Genomic DNA, 18,985 nt, shown 5'->3' with positions numbered 1-18,985 from the left:
GGGGAGAACGGACCGCGGAGGTCTCAGGGGTTCCAGTGGAGGAAATTGCGATAGAGATGCAGACCGTGGTCGGCGCTCTTCTCGGGGTGGAACTGGGTGGCGAAGAGGTTGTCGCGCGCGATCACCGCGGCGAAGGGCGCGCCGTAGTCGGCCTCGCCCACGGCATGGCGCGCCTCGGCCGGCCTAGCGTAGAAACTGTGCACGAAATAGAAGTAGGCCTGGTCGGGCACGCCCGCCCACATCGCGTGGGCGCGCGACTGGCGCACCTGGTTCCAGCCCATCTGCGGCACCTTGAAGCGGCTGCCGTCGGGCTGCAGGCGACCCGCGAGGTCGAACTTGACGACCTCGCCCGGGATCAGCCCGAGCCCGTCGGTGGGTCCCTCCTCGCTGCGCGAGAGCAGCATCTGCATGCCCACGCAGACGCCGAACAGCGGCTTGCTCGCGGCGGCCTCGAGCACCGAGGCCTGCAGTCCCGAATCGCGCAGCTCGCGCATGCAGTCGGGCATCGCGCCCTGCCCCGGCAGCACGACGCGCGTCGCGCGCCGCACCACCTCGGGATCGGACGTGACGAAGACCTCGACGCCGGCCTGGTCGGCGGCGTGCCGCACGGCCTGCGACACCGAGCGCAGGTTGCCCATGCCGTAATCGACGACGGCCACGGAATTGGTGCGGGTCGTCACGGTCAGAGCGATCCCTTGGTCGACGGGATGACCCCGGCCGAGCGGGGATCGAGTTCGAGCGCCGCGCGCAGCGCCCGCGCGAAGGCCTTGAACACCGTCTCGCACTGGTGGTGCGCGTTGATGCCCTTGAGGTTGTCGATGTGCAGCGTCACGCCAGCGTGGTTGGCGAAACCCTGGAAGAACTCGTAGGCGAGCTGGGTGTCGAAGGTGCCGATCATGCCGCTGGTGAACGGGATGTGCAGATGCAGGCCCGGCCGGCCGGAGAAGTCGATGACGACGCGGCTGAGCGCCTCGTCGAGCGGCACGTAGGCATGGCCGTAGCGGCGGATGCCCTTCTTGTCGCCCACCGCGCGGGCCACCGCCTGGCCGAGCGTGATGCCGACGTCCTCGACGGTGTGGTGGCCATCGATGTGCAGGTCGCCCTGGCAGTCGATGTCGAGATCGATCAGCCCGTGACGGGCGATCTGGTCGAGCATGTGGTCGAAGAAGCCGATGCCGGTGGCGAGCTGGGCGCGGCCGCTGCCGTCCAGGTTGACGCGGACGTCGATCCGGGTCTCGGCCGTGTGGCGCGTGACCGCCGCGATGCGCTCGCCGGCCGTCGCGGTGACGACCGCATCGGGTGCCGTGGGTGTGTTCATAGGGATGCTTCGAGGGCCGCGAGCATGCGTGCATTCTCGTCGGCCGTTCCGACGGTCAGGCGCAGGCAGTTCGCCAGCAAGGGATGCATTCTAGAAATGTTCTTGATCAACACGCCATGCGACTTCATGCCATCGAAGGTCTTTGCGGCATCCGGAACGCGGATGAGGATCATGTTGGCGTCGCTCGGCCACTGGCGCACGCCCGCCATCCGGCCCAGCGCCTCCACCAGCCGTTCGCGCTGATCGCGCAGGTCGGCGGCCTGGGCCTCGAAGACCGCCGCGTGCGCCAGCGCGAAACGCGCGCACTCGCAGTTCAGCACGCTCACGTTGTAGGGCGGGCGCACCTTGTCGATCTCGGCGATCAGGGCCGCCGGTCCCATCAGGTAGCCCAGCCGCACCCCGGCCAGGCCGAACTTGCTCAGGGTGCGCATGAGCAGCACGTGGCCATGGCGCTCGATGCGGTCGATGTAGCTGCGCGAGGCGAATGGCTGGTAGGCCTCGTCGATCACCACCAGCCCCCCCTGCGCGCCCTGGGCGACCACCACCTGCTCGACGATCCCGTCGTCCCACAGGTTGGCCGTCGGATTGTTCGGATAAGCCAGGTGCACGATGGCGGGCCGCTCGCGTTCGATGGCCGCCAGCATGGCCGGACCATCGAGCTCGAAATCGGCCGTGAGCGGCACGCCGGTGAAGGCCAGGCCCTGGAGCTGGGCGCTGACCCCGTACATCACGAAACCGGGCACCGGCGCCAGCACCGAGGCGCCGGGCCGGTCGCAGGCCATCGTGACGAGCGAGATCAGTTCGTCCGAGCCATTGCCCAGCATCAGCTCGAAGCCTCGCGGCAGACGCGCCTGCTCGGCCAGGGCGCGCTTGAGCTCGGCATTGCCGTGGTTGGCCGGATAACGGTTGATCGCCAGGGCGCCCAGGCGGCGGCCGAGCTCTTCCTGCAGGTGCGGCGGCAGGACGTGCGGGTTCTCCATGGCGTCGAGCTTGATGACGCCGGGGGCGGCGTCCTGCACGACATAGGCGTGCATGGCGCGCACGTCGTCGCGGATGCGCTCGAGGGCGCGCCCGGTGCCGGCGGCGCCGGACGGTGCGGGTGCGCAGGAGGAATCGGGGATGGAAGCGTTCATGGGATTCTCAACGCGTGCAGCGATAGGTGGTGCGCAGCGCGGCGGCGAGCACGAGCTGCACCGGCATGTCGGCCTCGTAGCTGTCGGCGTTGCGCGCGAGTTCGGTCTGGTAGAGGGAGCGCGCCATGGCGGGCTCCAGGCGCCGGCCCTCGACGCAGAACATCGGCTTCTGGCCGGACCGCGTGGCGGCGTCGGCGCCTTCGCGCAGGCCCTCGACCACGCCGACCAGGTAGTAGCCGGCATGGGCCGGGCCATCCGCTCCACCGGCCTCGAGCGCGCGCAGTTCGCGGATGCTCATCGCCTGCGCGGCCGTCGCCGCGACCAGGCAGGCGGCGAGTGCGGCGGCGCGACGCGCCAGGCGCGAGGTCATGGCCGCAGCCGCAGCCGTGCCGCCTCGGCGTGGGCGCTCAGGCCTTCGCCCTCGGCCAGCGTGACGGCGACGCGGCCGAGCGTCTGCGCGCCCGCCTCGCTGACCTCGATCAGGCTCGAGCGCTTCTGGAAGTCGTAGACGCCCAGCGGGCTGGAGAAGCGCGCGGTACCGCTGGTGGGCAGCACGTGGTTCGGGCCGGCGCAATAGTCGCCCAGGCTCTCGCTGGTGTAGGCCCCGAGGAAGATCGCGCCGGCATGGCGCAGCAGCGGCTCCCAGCGGTGCGGCTCGCGGCTGCTGACCTCCAGATGCTCGGGCGCGATGCGGTTGCTCAGGGCGCAGGCCTCCTCCATGTCGCGCGTGTGGATCAGCGCGCCGCGGCCGTCGAGCGAGGCGGCGATGATGTCCGCGCGCGGCATCGTCGGCAGCAGGCGGTCGATGGCGGCCTGCACCTGATCGATGTAGTGGGCATCGGGACACAGCAGGATGCTCTGCGCCAGTTCGTCGTGCTCGGCCTGGCTGAACAGGTCCATCGCCACCCAGTCGGGCGGCGTGCTGCCATCGGCCAGCACCAGGATCTCGCTCGGGCCGGCGATCATGTCGATGCCCACCGTGCCGAAGACGCGGCGCTTGGCCGCCGCCACGTAGGCATTGCCCGGACCGGTGATCTTGTCGACGGCGGGAATGGTCGCGGTGCCATGGGCCAGCGCGGCGACGGCCTGCGCGCCGCCGATCGTGAACGCCCGGCTGACGCCCGCCACGTGGGCGGCCGCCAGCACCAGCGCGTTCTTCTCGCCACCGGGCGTGGGCACGACCATGACGATCTCGCCGACGCCGGCCACGTGCGCCGGGATGGCGTTCATCAGCACGCTCGACGGATAGGCCGCCTTGCCGCCGGGCACGTAGATGCCCACGCGGTCGAGCGGCGTCACCTTCTGGCCGAGCAGCGTGCCGTCCTCGTCGCGGTAGCTCCAGCTCTCGCCACTGGCGCGTTTCTGCGCCTCGTGGAACTGGCGCACCCGGCGGGCGGCGAATTCCAGCGCCTCGCGCTGTTCGGCCGGCAGCGACTCGAAGGCCGCGCGCAGCTCGTCGGCGGTGAGTTCCAGCGCTCGCATGTCGGTGGCGTCGAGGCGGTCAAAGCGCGCGGTGTAGTCCAGCACGGCGGCATCGCCACGATCCCGGACGTCGGCCAGGATGGCGGCGACACGTTCCTCGATGGCGGCATCCGCCTCGGCCGACCAATGCAGCCGCGCCTTGAAGTCGGCCTCGAAGGTGGCCGAGGCGGTGGACAGGCGGACGGGAGCGGCTTTCGATGTCATGGCGAAGGGAAGGAGATGGGGAAACGAGCGCTTATTTCGAGGGGTTCGAAGGAATGGCCGAGGCGAAGGCGTCGAGGATGCGGCGGATCGGCTCGCGCTTGAGCTTGAGCGCGGCCTGGTTGACCACCAGACGGGCGCTGATGTCCATGATGCGCTCGACCTCGACCAGGTGGTTGGCCTTGAGCGTGTTGCCGGTCGACACCAGGTCGACGATGGCGTCCGCCAGGCCGGTCAGCGGCGCGAGCTCCATGCTGCCATAGAGCTTGATCAGGTCGACGTGCACGCCCTTGCCGGCGAAGAAATCGCGCGCCAGGCCGACGTACTTGGTCGCCACCTTCAGCCGCGAGCCCTGCCGCACGGCCGAGGCGTAGTCGTAGTCGGCGCGCACCGCCACGCTCAGGCGGCAGGCGGCGATCCTCAGATCGAGCGGCTGGTAGAGACCCTGGTTGCCATGCTCGAGCAGCACGTCGAGTCCGGTCACGCCGAGATCGGCACCGCCGTACTGCACATAGGTCGGCACGTCCGAGGCCCGCACCAGCACCACCCGCACATCGCTGCGCGTGGTCGCCAGGATCAGCTTGCGCGACTTCTCCGGATCCTCCGTGACCTCGATCCCCGCCGCCGCCAGCAGCGGCATCGTCTCTTCAAAAATCCGTCCCTTGGACAACGCCAAAGTGATCATCGGAACAACTCCCAAACAGCCACGACCCCAAAGCCGGAAATCCCGCGGAACCGGCTCCGCCGGGCCGCCAGGATTGCCCCCTGGAAGGGGGTTGGCGCAGCGACACGAAGTGCGCGAAGACTGGGGGTCATCTCACAGCCTTTCGATGTCCGCGCCCAGGCCGCGCAACTTGGCCTCCATGCGGTCGTAGCCGCGATCGAGGTGGTAGATGCGGTCGACCCGCGTCTCGCCCTCGGCCACCAGCGCGGCGATCACCAGGCTGGCCGAGGCGCGCAGGTCGGTCGCCATCACCGTCGCGCCCGACAGTGCCGCCCCACCCTCCACCACGGCGACCTTGCCGTCGATGTGGATGGCCGCGCCCAGCCGCATCAGCTCGTTGACGTGCATGAAGCGGTTCTCGAAGATGGTCTCGGTCACGGCCGCCGTGCCCTGGGCGACGCAATTCAGCGCCATGAACTGCGCCTGCATGTCGGTCGGGAAGCCGGGGTACTCGGTGGTGCGGAACGCCTGCGCCCTGAGCGTCGCGCCGCCCGCCGAGGCGATGCGGATGCCGCCCTCGACGGCGCGCACGTCGCAACCCGCGTCGCGCAGCTTGTCGATGACGGCCTCGAGGTGGTCCGGGCGCGCATGGCGCAGCAGGACCTCGCCGCCCGCGGCCGCCACGGCGCACAGGAAGGTGCCGGCCTCGATGCGATCGGCCACCACGGCATGCTCGCAGCCATGCAGCGCTTCCACGCCCTGCACACGGATGTGGCTGGTGCCGTGGCCCTCGATCCTGGCGCCCATGCGCAGCAGCATCTCGGCCAGGTCGACGATCTCCGGCTCCTGCGCGGCGTTCTCCAGGATGGTCTCGCCTTCGGCCAGGGTGGCGGCCATGAGGAAGTTCTCGGTGCCGGTGACGGTCACCATGTCGGTCAGGATGCGCGCGCCCTTCAGGCGCTGGCGGCCGGCCGGCAGCCGCGCCAGCATGTAGCCGTGCTCGACCGAGATCTCGGCGCCCATCGCCTGCAGGCCCTTGATGTGCTGGTCGACCGGGCGCGAGCCGATGGCGCAGCCGCCGGGCAGCGACACCTTGGCGCGGCCGAAGCGCGCGAGCAGCGGGCCGAGCGCGAGCACCGAGGCGCGCATCGTCTTGACCAGGTCGTAGGGCGCCTCCAGGTTCGTCAGCGCGGCGGCGTCGATGCGCACGGTGCCCCCGCCCGCGCCCTCGCCGTCCTCGCGCTCGACCGGCACGCCCATGTTGCGGATCAGCCGCAGCATCGTCGAGACGTCCTGCAGGCGCGGCACGTTGCGCAGCGTGACGGGCTGCGCGGTCAGGAGCGCGGCGCAGAGTTCGGGCAGGGCGGCGTTCTTGGCGCCGGAGACGAAGACTTCGCCACCGAGCATGCGCCCGCCGCGAATGAGAAGTTGGTCCATCAGAAAATCCAGCGGAATAGGAGGCGTGGGCCGGGTATCGGAAGCAACCGGAGCCCGTGCGTGGCTCCGGCCCGGTGTCAACGCGGTGCGGCCGCCCATTCGGTCGGCGTGAAGGTCTTCATCGACAGCGCGTGCACCTCGTCGGTGTGCATTTTCGCACCCAGCGTGCGATAGACGCGCTGATGTCGCTGGATCGAGCGAAGCCCCTCGAATTCCGCCGAGACGATGGTCGCGTACCAGTGTCGCCCATCCCCTTCCAGCGCGATGTGCTCGCAGGCCAGGTCGGCCGAAATGATGTCTTTGAGTTCGTCAGCGGTCATAGATGGATTCAGGTCACCGGAGGGCTCGGTCGGGGCGGATCGGGTCAGCCGCGGATCTTGTAGCCGATGCGCAGCAGGTGCACGGCCAGGGCGCTGACCGCCAGCCACGCGCCACCGACGATGGCCAGGCTCACCCACGGCGAGATGTCGCTGACGCCGAAGAAGCCATAGCGGAAGCCGTCGATCATGTAGAAGAACGGGTTGAGATGGCTCACGCCCTGCCAGAAGGGTGGCAGCGAGCCGATCGAATAGAACACGCCCGACAGAAAGGTCATGGGCATGATGAGGAAGTTCTGGAACACCGCCATCTGGTCGAACTTCTCGGCCCACAATCCGGCGATGACGCCCAGGGTGCCGAGGATCGCGGCTCCGAGGAAAGCGAACACCACGATCCACGCCGGCGCCACGAAATCGGGCACCGCGAAGAATAGCGTCACGACGAACACGCCCAGCCCCACGGCGAGTCCGCGGATGACGGACGAACCGACATAGGCGAAGAACCAGCCCCAGTGCGACAGCGGCGTGAGCAGCACGAACACCAGGCTGCCCATGATCTTGCTCTGCACGATCGAGGACGAACTGTTGGCGAACGCGTTCTGCAGCACGCTCATCATCACCAGGCCGGGGATCAGGAAGGCGGTGTAGCTGACCGACCCGTAGACCTTGACATGGCCCTCGAGCACGTGGCCGAAGACCATCAGGTAGAGCACCGCGGTGAGCACCGGGGCGCCGACGGTCTGGAAGCCGACCTTCCAGAAGCGCAGCGTCTCCTTGTAGAGCAGCGCCAGCCAGCCCGTGGGATGCAGCATCATCGCGCGACCTCCAGGGGCGTCTGCTCGCCGGCCATCAGGTCGATGAAGACATCCTCCAGGTCGGCCTTGCGCATCTCGACGTCCTCGACGGCGACGCCGGCCTCGCGCAAGGCGACGAGCAGCTGCTCGACCTCGTGCGCGTTGTGCGCCGGCAATTGCACGATGCGCCCCGTGATGCGGGCTTGCCGGGCGATCTCCCAAGGCAGTTCGGCATCGGTCTTGAAGCGCAGCACGTTGCTGGCGGCCGCGCGCAGCAGTTCGCTGGTGCGGTCGAGCGCGATCACGCGGCCCTGCTTGAGCATGGCGATGCGGTGGCAGAGCGCCTCCGCCTCCTCGAGGTAGTGGGTGGTCAGCAGCACGGTGCTGCCCTCGCGATTGAGGCGGGCGACGAACTGCCAGAGCGTCTGCCGCAGCTCGACGTCGACGCCGGCGGTCGGCTCGTCCAGCACGATGACCTGCGGCTTGTGCACCAGGGCCTGGGCGACGAGCACGCGCCGCTTCATGCCGCCGGAGAGCTGCCTCAGGTTGGCCGTGGCCTTGTCGGCCAGGCCGAGGTTCTGCAGAAGCTCGTCGATCCAGGCGTCGTTGTTCTTGATGCCGAAGTAGCCCGACTGGATGCGCAGCGATTCGCGCACGTTGAAGAACGGATCGAACACCAGCTCCTGCGGCACGATGCCCAGATGGCGACGCGCCTGCGCATAGTCGCGCTGGACGTCGAAGCCATGCACGGCGATCGCGCCGGTCGTGGGCCGCGCCAGGCCGGCGAGCATGCTGATCAGGGTCGTCTTGCCGGCGCCGTTGGGGCCGAGGAGACCGAAGAACTCGCCCTCCTCGATCTCGAAGGCGACGTTGTCGACGGCCTTCAGGCCGGGCAGGCCCTGCGATTGCTGATGGCGTGAGGGGGGATAGGTCTTGGAGACCGACTGGAAGGAGATCGCGGACATGGGGAGCCCGCGATTTTACGGGGAGGTGGTCGGTTCAGAGGGATGCGGGGATACCCGCCGGGCACGCATTGTCGCCCGAAGGCCTAGGTCGCGCTGGGCAGCAGTCCGGCCACGCCATAGAGCGTGGCGAGTTCGCGCAGGCGCGGCGAGAGGCCCTTGACGGCGAAATCACGCCCGTGCGCGGCCGCTTCGCGCCGGCATTCGAGCAGCACGGCCAGCGCCGAGGAGTCGAACTGCGCCAGCGCGGTGGCATCGACGACGGCCACCGACTCCGGCGACTGCGCCGCCAGGCCCTGCTGCAGCATGCGCATGCAGGCCGGCGCCTCGTCATGGCGCAGCACGGCGGGCAGGACCAGCATGTTCACCTCAGTTGCTTCCGTTGCTCTTGTTGCGCGAGGCCAGGGCGGCGATCAGACCGTCGATGCCCTTGCTGTTGATCTGCTGCGAGAACTGGGTGCGGTAGGTGTCGACCAGCCATACGCCCAGGACGTTCAGGTTGTAGACCTTCCAGCCGCCGCCCTCGCCCGGGGTCTTCTCGAGCCGGTAGTCGAGCTGCACGGGATCGCCACCGCCACGGATCTCGGTGCGCACCAGGACTTCCTTGTCGTTGGGCGAACCACGGAACGGCCGCACCGTCACGCTCTGGTCGCTCACCTGGTCGAGGGCACCGGCATAGGTGCGCACGAGCAGCGTCTTGAACTCCTCCTGCAGCCGCTTCTGCTGCTCCGGCGTCGCCGTGCGCCAGGCCGGGCCGACGGCCGAGGCCGTCATGCGCTGGAAATTCACGTTCGGCATGATCTTGCTGTCGACCAGCACCATGATCTTGCCGATGTCGCCGGCCTTGATGGACTTGTCGGCCTTGATGGTGGCCAGCACGTCGCCCGAGATCCGCTGGACCAGGGCATCGGGCGTCTCGTCGGCGGCACGCGCGGAACCGGTGAACATGGCGGCGCCACTGAAGAGCACGGCGCTGGCCAGGACGATGCGTCCCAGGAAGCGGCGTTGCACGGTGACGGTAGCGTTTGATTTCATGATCGGGACATTTCCTGGGTCAATGATTCGAGGGATGTGGATGGCACATGGGGCGGAATCGGCGCCATGCAATGCATGGGCGGAATCGGAGCGCTCCGCAGGAAGGTTGGAAACGATCCTGTCGAGGTGGTTCCGGAGCCGCTCGCCATGTTGCAACCTTATGCAAGGTCGCCGCCATCCGCCGTCAGTCCGCGCCGCTTCCGTCGTCCGGCGGATTGCCGTCGAAGACCTCGCTGCGGCGACGCTGCAGGTAGGCATCGCGCGTGAAGGAGTAGCGGTCGAGCGCCGCGTCGCCGATGAGCTGGCTGGCGCGCAGGTAGTTCGAGCGCAGGTCGACCACGCGCAGCACGTACAGCGAATTGCGCGCCGGCACGTCGGAGATCTGGTGCAGCATGTCGCCCTGCACGTCCACCGGCAATGCGGCGGTGTCGCGCAGGGTGGAGGGACCGAGCAACGGCAGCACGACATACGGACCCGACGGCACGCCCCAGCGGCCGAGCGTCTGGCCGAAGTCCTCCGAATGGCGGTCGATGCCCAGTTCCGTCGCGACATCGAGCAGGCCGCCGAGCCCGAGGATGGTGTTGACGTTCAGGCGCATGAAGGTCTCGGCGCTGTCCTGGGCCTTCAGCTGGGCCACGTTGTTGGCGAAGTTCCAGACGTCGCCGAGGTTGCTGAAGAAGTTGTTGACGCCCGAGCGCACCGGCGACGGCAGCACCTTGCGATAGGCGGTGGCGACGGGCACCAGGACGTTGTCGTCGACGACATCGTTGAAGCGCGAGACGTTGCGGTTGAAGGGCTCGAACGGATCGGCCGGATTCGATGCCGTGGGGCGCGGACCGGTGGCGCAGCCGGTGGCCAGCACCAGCATGCCGAGAGCGCCGGCCAGGCGCAGCGAGCGGCGGCGGACAGGGAGGGCGCGGGGATGGGGGAGGATTCGCGGATTCATTTCTTGGGATTCTTTTCTGGCGCGTCGCTTCCTTCGGCCGCCTTGCTGAAGAGAAACTGGCTGATGAGGTTCTCCAGCACGACCGCGGACTGGGTGGCGGTGATGGTATCGCCGGCTTCGAGGTTCTTCTCCTCGGCGCCGGCTTCGATGCCGATGTACTGCTCGCCGAGCAGGCCGCTGGTCAGGATCTTGAGCGAGCTGTCCTTGGGGAACTTGTAGCTGCTCTGCAGCGCCAGGTCGACATTGGCCTGGAAGGTCTTGTCGTCGAAGCGGATCGAATCGACGCGTCCCACCACCACGCCGGCGCTGCGGATCGCGGCCTTGGGCTTCAGGCCGCCGATGTTGTCGAAGCGCGCCGTCACGGCATAGGTCTTCTGGAAATTGAGATTGAGCAGGTTGGCCGACTGAAGGGCGAGGAACAGCAGGGCCGCTCCGCCGATCAGCACGAACAGGCCGACCCAGATGTCGTTGCTGGAACGTTGCATGGGATGGTTCTCCTAGACGCTGAACATCAGCGCGGTCAACAGGAAGTCGAGACCGAGCACGGCCAGCGAAGCCACGACCACCGTACGGGTCGTGGCGCGCGAGACGCCCTCGGGGGTGGGCAGCGCCTCGTAGCCCTGGTGCACCGCCACGAAGGTGACGGTGATGCCGAAGACGATGCTCTTGATGAGGCCGTTGCCGACGTCGGTCCAGACGTCGACCCCGCTCTGCATCTGGCCCCAGTAGGCGCCGGGGTCGACCCCCAGCAGCACCACGCCGACGATGTATCCGCCCAGGATGCCGACGGCGCTGAAGACCGACGCCAGCAGCGGCATCGCGATGACGCCGCCCCAGAAGCGTGGCGCCAGTACGCGTCGCACCGGGTCGACCGCCATCATCTCCATGGCGCTGAGCTGCTCGCCGGCCTTCATCAGGCCGATCTCCGCCGTCAGCGCGGTGCCGGCGCGGCCGGCGAACAGCAGCGCCGCGATCACCGGCCCCAGTTCGCGCAGCAGGCCGAGCGCCACCACCAGGCCCAGCGCCTCGGCCGAGCCGAAGCGCTGCAGCAGGTTGTAGCCCTGCAGGCTCAGCACGAAGCCCACGAACAGGCCGGAGACGGCGATGATCGCGAGCGAGTAGTTGCCCAGGAAATGGATCTGGTCGCGCACCAGGCCGAAACGGCGCAGCGCCGCGCCGCCATGGCGCGCCAGTTGCAGGAACAGGCGCGCGCCACGGCCGATGTCGGCCAGCTTGCCGCGCACGGCGAAGCCCAGGTCGGCCGGCTTCCAGAGACTCATGACCGCTCCTTCGGAACCACCGGCACGTGGTGCGCGGGGCCGAAGTCGTCCTCGACGCTGACTCCGGGATAGTGGAAACGCACCGGCCCGTCGGGCAGCGCGTGGACGAACTGGTGCACCAGCGGATCGGTGCTGCGCCGCACGACGTCCGGCGTGCCCTGGGCGGCGACGCCGCCATTGGCCAGGATGACAACGTGGTCGGCGATGCGGAAGGTCTCCTCCAGGTCGTGCGAGACGATGACGCTGGTCAGTCCGAGTGTGTCGTTGAGCTGGCGGATCAGGCGCGCGGCGGTGCCCAGCGAGATCGGGTCGAGGCCGGCGAAGGGCTCGTCGTACATCACCAGATCGGGATCGAGCGCGATGGCGCGCGCCAGCGCGATGCGTCGCGCCATGCCGCCGGAGACTTCGCTGGGCATGAGGTCGCGGGCGCCCCGCAGGCCGACGGCGTCGAGCTTCATGAGGACGATGTCGCGCACCAGGGGCTCGGGCAGTTGGGTGTGCTCGCGCAGCGGGAAGGCGACGTTGTCGAGCACGCTCATGTCGGTGAACAGCGCGCCGAACTGGAACAGCATGCCCATGCGACGCCGCGCCGCGTAGAGCGCCGCGCTGTCCATGCGCCCGACATCGGCGCCATCGAGCAGCACCGCGCCGCCCCGCGCGCGCAGCTGGCCGCCGATCAGGCGCAGCACCGTGGTCTTGCCACCGCCCGAGGCGCCCATGAGCGCCGTGACCTTGCCGCGCGGGATGTCGAACGACACGCCGTCCAGGATGGCGCGTTCGCCATAACCGAAGGTCACGTCGCGGAATTCGACCAAGGAGGGAGGTGGGGAAGTGCTGGCGTCCATCGAAAAGAAAAAGCCGGGTGCCCTTGATTTAAGGGAAATCCCGGCTTGCGGTTGACTCCATGATAAAGGAGCCGGCGTGGGGGCGATGCGACGCCCGATCCCGCCGGAGCGTAAGGCTATCGCGGAAGGTCGCTGTAGCCCATCAGGAACTCGTCGACCGAGCGCGCGGCCTGGCGACCCTCGCGGATCGCCCACACCACGAGCGACTGGCCGCGCCGGATGTCGCCGGCGGCGAAGACCTTGGGCACGCTGGTGGCGTAGCCACCGGTGAAGTCGACCGTCGCCTTGGCATTGCCGCGGCCGTCCTTCTCGATGCCGAAGGCATCCAGCACGCTGGCCACCGGGCTCACGAAGCCCATCGCCAGCAGGACCAGGTCGGCCTTCAGGATCTGCTCGCTGCCCGGCACCTCGACCATCTTGCCGTCCTTCCACTCGACGCGGACGGTCTTCAGGCCGGTGATCTTCTTGCCGTCGCCGATGAATTCCTTGGTCGAGATGGCGAATTCGCGCTCGCAGCCCTCCTCGTGGCTGGAGCTGGTGCGCAGCTTGTACGGCCAGTAGGGCCATGTCATGGGACGGTTCTCCTCCTCCGGAGGCTGCGGCATCAGCTCGAACTGCGTGACGCTGGCGGCGCCGTGGCGGTTGCTGGTGCCCACGCAGTCGCTGCCGGTGTCGCCGCCACCGATGACGATGACGTGCTTGCCCTCGGCGCGCAGCTGGTTCTTCAGCTTGTCGCCGGCATTGACCTTGTTCTGCTGCGGCAGGAACTCCATCGCGAAGTGGATGCCGTCGAGTTCGCGGCCCGGCGCGGGCAGGTCGCGCGACTGCTCGGCGCCGCCGGTCAGCAGCACGGCATCGAACTCCTGGTCGAGCTGCTCGGGCGTGATGGTCTCCTTGGCCCAGTTGGTGACCTTGGAGCCCTTGCCCATGGGGTCCTTGGCCGCGCCCACGACCACGCCCAGGCGGAAGGTCACGCCCTCGGCCTTCATCTGCTCGACGCGGCGGTCGATGTGCGTCTTCTCCATCTTGAAGTCGGGGATGCCATAGCGCAGCAGGCCGCCCACGCGATCGTTCTTCTCGAACAATGTCACGTCGTGGCCGACGCGGGCGAGCTGCTGGGCCGCCGCCATGCCGGCCGGTCCGGCGCCCACCACGGCGACCTTCTTGCCGGTCCTGTGCTTGGCCACGCGCGGCTTGACCCAGCCCTCGTCCCAGGCGCGGTCGATGATCGCGTGCTCGATCGACTTGATGCCCACCGCGTCGTCGTTCACGTTGAGCACGCAGGCCGCCTCGCAGGGTGCGGGGCAGATGCGGCCGGTGAATTCCGGGAAGTTGTTGGTCGAATCGAGCACGGCGAAGGCGTTCTGCCAGTCGTCGCGATACACCAGGTCGTTGAAGTCCGGAATGATGTTGTTGACCGGGCAGCCGCTGTTGCAGAACGGCGTGCCGCAGTCCATGCAGCGCGCGCTCTGGACCTGGGCCTGCTTGGCATCCAGGCCGACGACGAATTCCTTGTAGTGCTTCAGGCGCTCCTCGGGCGGCTTGTAGCCCTCCTCGATGCGCTCGTATTCCATGAAGCCGGTGATCTTTCCCATCGTGCTGTCCTTGGTTCTTGGTTCTGCGGGATCGCCGTCGTCAGACCGCGGCGGGCTTGCGGGCCTGGGTCACGCCCGGCTGCAGGCCGGCCTGGGCGTCGTTGCCGGTCGAGGTGGCGAGCGTCTTGCGATAGTGGATCTCGCCGAGCGCGCGCTTGTACTCGTTGGGGAACACCTTGACGAACCTGGTGCGGTTGACGGTCCAGTCGTCGAGCAGCTCGCGCGCGCGCTTGCTGCCGGTCCAGCGGTGGTGGTCCTCCAGCAGCTTGCGCAGCTGAGCCTCGTCGGTCATGCCGTTGTGCCAGGTGCCGCGATCGACCGTGGCGGTCTGCTCGGCCTTGGTCAGCACCTTCTCCAGCGACACCATCGACAGGTTGCAGCGCGAGGCGAACTGGCCGTCCTCGTCGTACACGAAGGCGACGCCGCCGCTCATGCCGGCGGCGAAGTTGCGGCCGGTCTTGCCCAGCACGGCGACCGTGCCGCCGGTCATGTACTCGCAGCCGTGGTCGCCGGTGCCCTCGACGACCGCCGTCGCGCCCGACAGCCGCACCGCGAAGCGCTCGCCGGCGACGCCGCAGAAGTAGGCCTCGCCGGTGGTGGCGCCATACATCACGGTATTGCCGACGATGGTGTTGCGCACCGCCTCGCCCCGGAAATCCAGGCTCGGGCGCACCACGATGCGGCCGCCCGAGAGGCCCTTGCCGGTGTAGTCGTTGGCATCGCCGATCAGGTAGAGCGTGATGCCGCGCGCCAGGAAGGCGCCGAACGACTGCCCGCCCGTGCCTTCGAGCTGGATGCGGATGGAATCGTCGGGCAGGCCTTCCGGATGCACCCGCGTGAGCGCGCCCGACAGCTTGGCGCCGACCGTGCGGTTGACGTTGCGCACCACCTCGATGAACTGCACCTTCTCGCCCTTGTCGATGGCCGCGCGCGACTTCTCGATGAGCTTGGTGTCGAGGTTGTGCTCCAGGCCATGGTCCTGGTTCTCGACGTGGTAGCGCGGCACGTCGTCCGGCACGATGGGCATCGCGAACAGGCGGCTGAAGTCCAGGCCGCTGGCCTTCCAGTGCGCGATGCCCTTCTTCATGTCGAGCAGGTCGGCGCGGCCGATCATGTCGTCGAACCTGCGGATGCCCAGCTGCGCCATGATCTGGCGCACTTCCTCGGCGACGAAGAAGAAGTAGTTGACGACGTGCTCGGGCTTGCCGGAGAACTTCTGGCGCAGCACCGGGTCCTGCGTGGCCACGCCCACCGGGCAGGTGTTGAGGTGGCACTTGCGCATCATGATGCAGCCTTCGACGATCAGCGGCGCGGTCGCGAAGCCGAATTCGTCGGCGCCCAGCAGCGCGCCGATGGCGACGTCGCGGCCGGTCTTCATCTGGCCGTCGGCCTGCACGCGCACGCGACCGCGCAGGCGGTTGAGCACCAGCGTCTGCTGCGTCTCGGCCAGGCCGATCTCCCACGGACCGCCGGCATGCTTGATCGACGACCAGGGCGAGGCGCCGGTGCCGCCGTCGTGGCCGGCGATCACGATGTGGTCGCTCTTGCACTTGGTCACGCCCGCGGCCACGGTGCCCACGCCCACTTCGCTGACCAGCTTGGTGCTGATGCTGGCGTGCGGGGCGACGTTCTTCAGGTCGTGGATGAGCTGCGCCAGGTCCTCGATCGAGTAGATGTCGTGGTGCGGCGGCGGGCTGATGAGGCCCACGCCGGGCACCGAGTAGCGCTGCTTGCCGATGTACTCGGTGACCTTGCCGCCGGGCAGCTGGCCGCCCTCGCCGGGCTTGGCGCCCTGGGCCATCTTGATCTGGATCTGGTCGGACGAGCTCAGGTACTCGGCCGTCACGCCGAAGCGCCCCGAGGCCACCTGCTTGATCTTCGAGCGCAGCGAATCACCGACCTTCAAATCCAGGTCGACCTCGACGTTGGCCTCGCCGATCACGCTCTTGAGTGTGTCGCCGACCTTGATCGGGATGCCCTTCAACTCGTTGCGATAGCGGTTCGGGTCCTCGCCGCCCTCGCCCGTGTTGCTCTTGCCGCCGATGCGGTTCATCGCCACGGCCAGGGTCGCGTGCGCCTCGGTCGAGATCGATCCCAGCGACATGGCGCCGGTGGCGAAGCGCTTGACGATGTCGGCCGCCGACTCGACCTCCTCCACGGGAATGGCCTGGGCCGGATCGAGCTTGAACTCGAACAGGCCGCGCAGCGTCATGTGGCGGCGGTTCTGGTCGTTGATGATCTGGGCGTATTCCTTGTAGGTGCTCCAGTTGTTGGCGCGCGTGCTGTGCTGCAGCTTGGCGATGGCGTCGGGGGTCCACATGTGGTCCTCGCCGCGGGTGCGCCAGGCGTATTCGCCACCGGCATCGAGCATGTTGGCCAGGATCGGGTCGTCGCCGAAGGCGGCGGCGTGCATGCGCAGCGCCTCCTCGGCGATCTCGAAGACGCCGATGCCCTCGACACGGCTGGCGGTGCCGGTGAAGTACTTGTCGGCCGTGACGCTGTTCAGGCCGATGGCCTCGAACAGCTGCGCGCCGCAGTAGCTCATGTACGTCGACACGCCCATCTTGGACATGATCTTCGACAGGCCCTTGCCGATCGCCTTGACGTAGTTGTAGATCGCCTTGTCGGCCGACAGGTCGCCACTGAGGTCGGCGTGCAGCTGGGCCAGGGTCTCCATGGCGAGGTAGGGGTGCACGGCTTCGGCGCCATAGCCCGCCAGCACGCCGAAATGGTGCACCTCGCGCGCGCTGCCGGTCTCCACCACCAGGCCGGTGGTGGTGCGCAGGCCCTCGCGCACCAGATGCTGGTGGATGGCGCTCGACGCCAGCAGGGCCGGGATCGCGACCTGCGTCGCGCTGACGCCGCGGTCGCTGACGATCAGGATGTTGCTGCCGCCCTTGATGGCGTCGACCGCCTCGGCGCACAGCGATGCCAGCTTGGCCTCGACGCCCTCGCGGCCCCAGTCGGCCGGGTAGGTGATGTCGAGCGTGGTCGAGCGGAACTTGCCCTGCGTGTGCTGCTCGATGTTGCGCAGCTTGGCCATGTCGGCGAAGTCGAGGACCGGCTGGCTCACCTCCAGCCGCATCGGCGGGTTCACCTGGTTGATGTCCAGCAGGTTGGGCTTCGGGCCGATGAAGCTGTTGAGCGACATCACGATGGCTTCGCGGATCGGATCGATCGGCGGGTTCGTGACCTGCGCGAACATCTGGCGGAAGTAGTTGTAGAGCGGCTTGTTCTTGCTCGAGAGCACCGCCAGCGGGCTGTCGTTGCCCATCGAGCCGATGCCCTCCTCGCCGGCCTGCGCCATCGGGCTGAGCAGGAACTTGATGTCCTCCTGCGTGTAGCCGAAGGCCTGCTGGCGATCCAGCAGCGAGACCTCGCTGCGCGGCGGCTCGGCCGCTGGCGCCTCGACGCTGTCGAGCTTGATGCGCAGGTTCTCGATCCACTGCTTGTAGGGCTTGGTGTTGACGACATAGGCCTTGAGCTCGTCGTCGTCGATCATGCGACCCTGCTCCAGGTCGATCAGGAACATCTTGCCGGGCTGCAGGCGCCACTTGCGCACGATCTTCTGCTCGGGCACCGGCAGCACGCCGGACTCGGAGGCCATGATGACGAGGTCGTCGTCGGTCACGCAGTAGCGCGAGGGACGCAGGCCGTTGCGGTCGAGCGTGGCGCCGATCTGGCGGCCGTCGGTGAAGACGATCGAGGCCGGGCCGTCCCACGGCTCCATCATGGCGGCGTGGTACTCGTAGAACGCGCGGCGGCGCTCGTCCATGGTGCCGTGCTGCTCCCAGGGCTCGGGGATCATCATCATCACGGCCTGGCTGATCGGATAGCCGGCCATGGTCATGAGTTCGAGGCAGTTGTCGAAGGTGGCGGTGTCGGACTGGCCGGCGAAGCTGATCGGATAGAGCTTCTTCAGGTCGGGACCGAGCACCGGCGACGACATCACGCCCTCGCGCGCCTTCATCCAGTTGTAGTTGCCGCGCACCGTGTTGATCTCGCCGTTGTGGGCGACATAGCGGTAGGGGTGGGCCAGCGGCCACTTGGGGAAGGTGTTGGTCGAGAAGCGCTGGTGCACCAGGCCGATGGCCGAGACGCAGCGCTCGTCGGACAGGTCGAGGTAGTACACGCCCACCTGGTCGGCCAGCAGCAGGCCCTTGTAGACCACCGTGCGGCTCGACATGCTCGGAACGTAGTATTCCTTGCTGTGCTTGAGCGCGAGGTTCTGGATGTTGGCGCTGGCCGTCTTGCGGATGACGTAGAGCTTGCGTTCCAGCGCGTCCTGCACGATGACGTCGCTGCCACGGCCGATGAAGACCTGGCGCAGGATCGGCTCGGTCTTCTTGACGGCGGGCGACATCGGCATGTCGCGGTTGACCGGCACGTCGCGCCAGCCCAGGAGCACCTGGCCCTCGGCCTTGATGGCGCGCTCCATCTCCTGCTCGCAGGCCATGCGCGAGGCATGCTCCTTGGGCAGGAAGATCATGCCGACGCCATATTCGCCATAGGGCGGGAGTTCGACGCCCTGCGCGGCCATCTCGGCGCGGTAGAGCGCGTCGGGGATCTGGATCAGGATGCCGGCGCCGTCACCCATCAGCTTGTCGGCGCCGACGGCGCCGCGATGGTCGATGTTCTCCAGGATCTTCAGCGCCTGGGTCACGATGTCGTGACGCTTCTCGCCCTTGATGTGAGCGACGAAACCGAGACCGCAGGCGTCGTGTTCGTTGCTGGCGGAATACAGACCGTGCTGTTCCAGGTGTTGGATCTCGGCAGCCGTAGTCATGGGCGCGCTCCTTCAATTGCTTCGTGGGACGACTTCACGATCGAAACTCGTGGGGAAGAAAAGCTCGCGGCGGGACGAGGCAGGTCGTGCCGAAGCCGGCGAAAGCTTTCCATGGACGAGGATATTTCGTTGCACAAACAATGCCAAGTACTTTAATTGGGGTCAGATTCCATTTAATCCTTGAACGATC

Annotated in this window: 18 protein-coding genes; all 18 read right to left on the bottom strand. The window is 68.0% G+C overall.

All coding sequences use genetic code 11. The features are described 5' to 3' along the window. Positions 1-23 precede the first annotated feature (23 nt). The gene (hisH, locus tag AC1MLT_RS15380; protein WP_481033062.1) at positions 24-680 is read right to left on the bottom strand and encodes an imidazole glycerol phosphate synthase subunit HisH; all 657 of its coding nucleotides are present in this window, start codon (positions 678-680) and stop codon (positions 24-26) included. A gap of 2 nt (positions 681-682) precedes the next feature. Next, complete coding sequence (hisB, locus tag AC1MLT_RS15375) at positions 683-1,318, bottom strand: imidazoleglycerol-phosphate dehydratase HisB (RefSeq protein WP_481033061.1); 636 nt, start codon at positions 1,316-1,318, stop codon at positions 683-685. Beyond that, a complete protein-coding gene (hisC, locus tag AC1MLT_RS15370; RefSeq protein WP_481033060.1) occupies positions 1,315-2,451 on the bottom strand; it encodes a histidinol-phosphate transaminase in 1,137 nt (378 codons plus the stop codon). Before hisC ends, hisB begins: the two co-directional genes overlap by 4 nt. Positions 2,452-2,458: 7 nt before the next feature. Further along, entirely contained in the window at positions 2,459-2,821 is a 363-nt protein-coding gene (locus AC1MLT_RS15365; RefSeq protein ID WP_481033059.1) for a hypothetical protein, read from the bottom strand. After that, positions 2,818-4,137: a histidinol dehydrogenase gene (hisD, locus tag AC1MLT_RS15360; RefSeq protein ID WP_481033058.1), complete on the bottom strand. Its 1,320-nt coding sequence runs from the start codon at positions 4,135-4,137 to the stop codon at positions 2,818-2,820. Before hisD ends, AC1MLT_RS15365 begins: the two co-directional genes overlap by 4 nt. Before the next feature lie 31 nt (positions 4,138-4,168). After that, a complete protein-coding gene (gene hisG, locus AC1MLT_RS15355) occupies positions 4,169-4,819 on the bottom strand; it encodes an ATP phosphoribosyltransferase (RefSeq protein WP_481033057.1) in 651 nt (216 codons plus the stop codon). Positions 4,820-4,951: 132 nt separating this feature from the next. Further along, on the bottom strand, positions 4,952-6,235 hold the full coding sequence (murA, locus tag AC1MLT_RS15350; RefSeq protein WP_481033056.1) for a UDP-N-acetylglucosamine 1-carboxyvinyltransferase: 1,284 nt from the start codon (positions 6,233-6,235) through the stop codon (positions 4,952-4,954). A 77-nt stretch (positions 6,236-6,312) separates the two neighbouring features. Then, a complete protein-coding gene (locus tag AC1MLT_RS15345; RefSeq protein ID WP_481033055.1) occupies positions 6,313-6,555 on the bottom strand; it encodes a BolA family protein in 243 nt (80 codons plus the stop codon). 44 nt (positions 6,556-6,599) lie between these two features. Next, on the bottom strand, positions 6,600-7,364 hold the full coding sequence (locus AC1MLT_RS15340; protein ID WP_481035048.1) for an ABC transporter permease: 765 nt from the start codon (positions 7,362-7,364) through the stop codon (positions 6,600-6,602). Continuing rightward, positions 7,364-8,311: an ABC transporter ATP-binding protein gene (locus AC1MLT_RS15335; protein ID WP_481033054.1), complete on the bottom strand. Its 948-nt coding sequence runs from the start codon at positions 8,309-8,311 to the stop codon at positions 7,364-7,366. The genes AC1MLT_RS15340 and AC1MLT_RS15335 overlap by 1 nt, the downstream gene beginning before the upstream one ends. A gap of 83 nt (positions 8,312-8,394) precedes the next feature. Next, complete coding sequence (locus AC1MLT_RS15330; protein WP_481035047.1) at positions 8,395-8,670, bottom strand: STAS domain-containing protein; 276 nt, start codon at positions 8,668-8,670, stop codon at positions 8,395-8,397. 7 nt (positions 8,671-8,677) lie between these two features. After that, complete coding sequence (locus tag AC1MLT_RS15325; protein WP_481033053.1) at positions 8,678-9,343, bottom strand: MlaC/ttg2D family ABC transporter substrate-binding protein; 666 nt, start codon at positions 9,341-9,343, stop codon at positions 8,678-8,680. A 184-nt stretch (positions 9,344-9,527) separates the two neighbouring features. Next, on the bottom strand, positions 9,528-10,289 hold the full coding sequence (locus tag AC1MLT_RS15320) for an MlaA family lipoprotein (protein ID WP_481033052.1): 762 nt from the start codon (positions 10,287-10,289) through the stop codon (positions 9,528-9,530). Next, entirely contained in the window at positions 10,286-10,774 is a 489-nt protein-coding gene (gene mlaD / locus AC1MLT_RS15315) for an outer membrane lipid asymmetry maintenance protein MlaD (protein WP_481033051.1), read from the bottom strand. The genes AC1MLT_RS15320 and mlaD overlap by 4 nt, the downstream gene beginning before the upstream one ends. Before the next feature lie 12 nt (positions 10,775-10,786). Next, the gene (gene mlaE / locus AC1MLT_RS15310) at positions 10,787-11,569 is read right to left on the bottom strand and encodes a lipid asymmetry maintenance ABC transporter permease subunit MlaE (protein WP_481033050.1); all 783 of its coding nucleotides are present in this window, start codon (positions 11,567-11,569) and stop codon (positions 10,787-10,789) included. Beyond that, positions 11,566-12,414 carry an ABC transporter ATP-binding protein gene (locus AC1MLT_RS15305; RefSeq protein WP_481033049.1) on the bottom strand — a complete coding sequence of 283 codons (849 nt, stop codon included), beginning with the start codon at positions 12,412-12,414 and terminating at the stop codon, positions 11,566-11,568. The genes mlaE and AC1MLT_RS15305 overlap by 4 nt, the downstream gene beginning before the upstream one ends. A 116-nt stretch (positions 12,415-12,530) precedes the next feature. Next, positions 12,531-14,009, bottom strand: a complete 1,479-nt coding sequence (locus AC1MLT_RS15300) for a glutamate synthase subunit beta (protein WP_481033048.1) — start codon at positions 14,007-14,009, stop codon at positions 12,531-12,533. A gap of 40 nt (positions 14,010-14,049) precedes the next feature. Beyond that, positions 14,050-18,795, bottom strand: a complete 4,746-nt coding sequence (locus tag AC1MLT_RS15295) for a glutamate synthase-related protein (RefSeq protein WP_481033047.1) — start codon at positions 18,793-18,795, stop codon at positions 14,050-14,052. Between the last annotated feature and the right edge of the window lie 190 nt (positions 18,796-18,985).

The organism is Variovorax sp. PEI5 (assembly GCF_056679935.1).
Note: the sequence above shows the minus strand (reverse complement) of the source record. Positions and strands in the feature narration are given on the sequence as shown.

Coding starts and splice junctions, on each gene's coding strand:
- hisB (WP_481033061.1), bottom strand. CDS start 1,318: ATGAACACACCCACGGCACCCGATGCGGTCGTCACCGCGACGGCCGGC.
- hisC (WP_481033060.1), bottom strand. CDS start 2,451: ATGAACGCTTCCATCCCCGATTCCTCCTGCGCACCCGCACCGTCCGGC.
- AC1MLT_RS15365 (WP_481033059.1), bottom strand. CDS start 2,821: ATGACCTCGCGCCTGGCGCGTCGCGCCGCCGCACTCGCCGCCTGCCTG.
- hisD (WP_481033058.1), bottom strand. CDS start 4,137: ATGACATCGAAAGCCGCTCCCGTCCGCCTGTCCACCGCCTCGGCCACC.
- hisG (WP_481033057.1), bottom strand. CDS start 4,819: ATGATCACTTTGGCGTTGTCCAAGGGACGGATTTTTGAAGAGACGATG.
- murA (WP_481033056.1), bottom strand. CDS start 6,235: ATGGACCAACTTCTCATTCGCGGCGGGCGCATGCTCGGTGGCGAAGTC.
- AC1MLT_RS15345 (WP_481033055.1), bottom strand. CDS start 6,555: ATGACCGCTGACGAACTCAAAGACATCATTTCGGCCGACCTGGCCTGC.
- AC1MLT_RS15340 (WP_481035048.1), bottom strand. CDS start 7,364: ATGCTGCATCCCACGGGCTGGCTGGCGCTGCTCTACAAGGAGACGCTG.
- AC1MLT_RS15335 (WP_481033054.1), bottom strand. CDS start 8,311: ATGTCCGCGATCTCCTTCCAGTCGGTCTCCAAGACCTATCCCCCCTCA.
- AC1MLT_RS15330 (WP_481035047.1), bottom strand. CDS start 8,670: ATGCTGGTCCTGCCCGCCGTGCTGCGCCATGACGAGGCGCCGGCCTGC.
- AC1MLT_RS15325 (WP_481033053.1), bottom strand. CDS start 9,343: ATGAAATCAAACGCTACCGTCACCGTGCAACGCCGCTTCCTGGGACGC.
- AC1MLT_RS15320 (WP_481033052.1), bottom strand. CDS start 10,289: ATGAATCCGCGAATCCTCCCCCATCCCCGCGCCCTCCCTGTCCGCCGC.
- mlaD (WP_481033051.1), bottom strand. CDS start 10,774: ATGCAACGTTCCAGCAACGACATCTGGGTCGGCCTGTTCGTGCTGATC.
- mlaE (WP_481033050.1), bottom strand. CDS start 11,569: ATGAGTCTCTGGAAGCCGGCCGACCTGGGCTTCGCCGTGCGCGGCAAG.
- AC1MLT_RS15305 (WP_481033049.1), bottom strand. CDS start 12,414: ATGGACGCCAGCACTTCCCCACCTCCCTCCTTGGTCGAATTCCGCGAC.
- AC1MLT_RS15300 (WP_481033048.1), bottom strand. CDS start 14,009: ATGGGAAAGATCACCGGCTTCATGGAATACGAGCGCATCGAGGAGGGC.
- AC1MLT_RS15295 (WP_481033047.1), bottom strand. CDS start 18,795: ATGACTACGGCTGCCGAGATCCAACACCTGGAACAGCACGGTCTGTAT.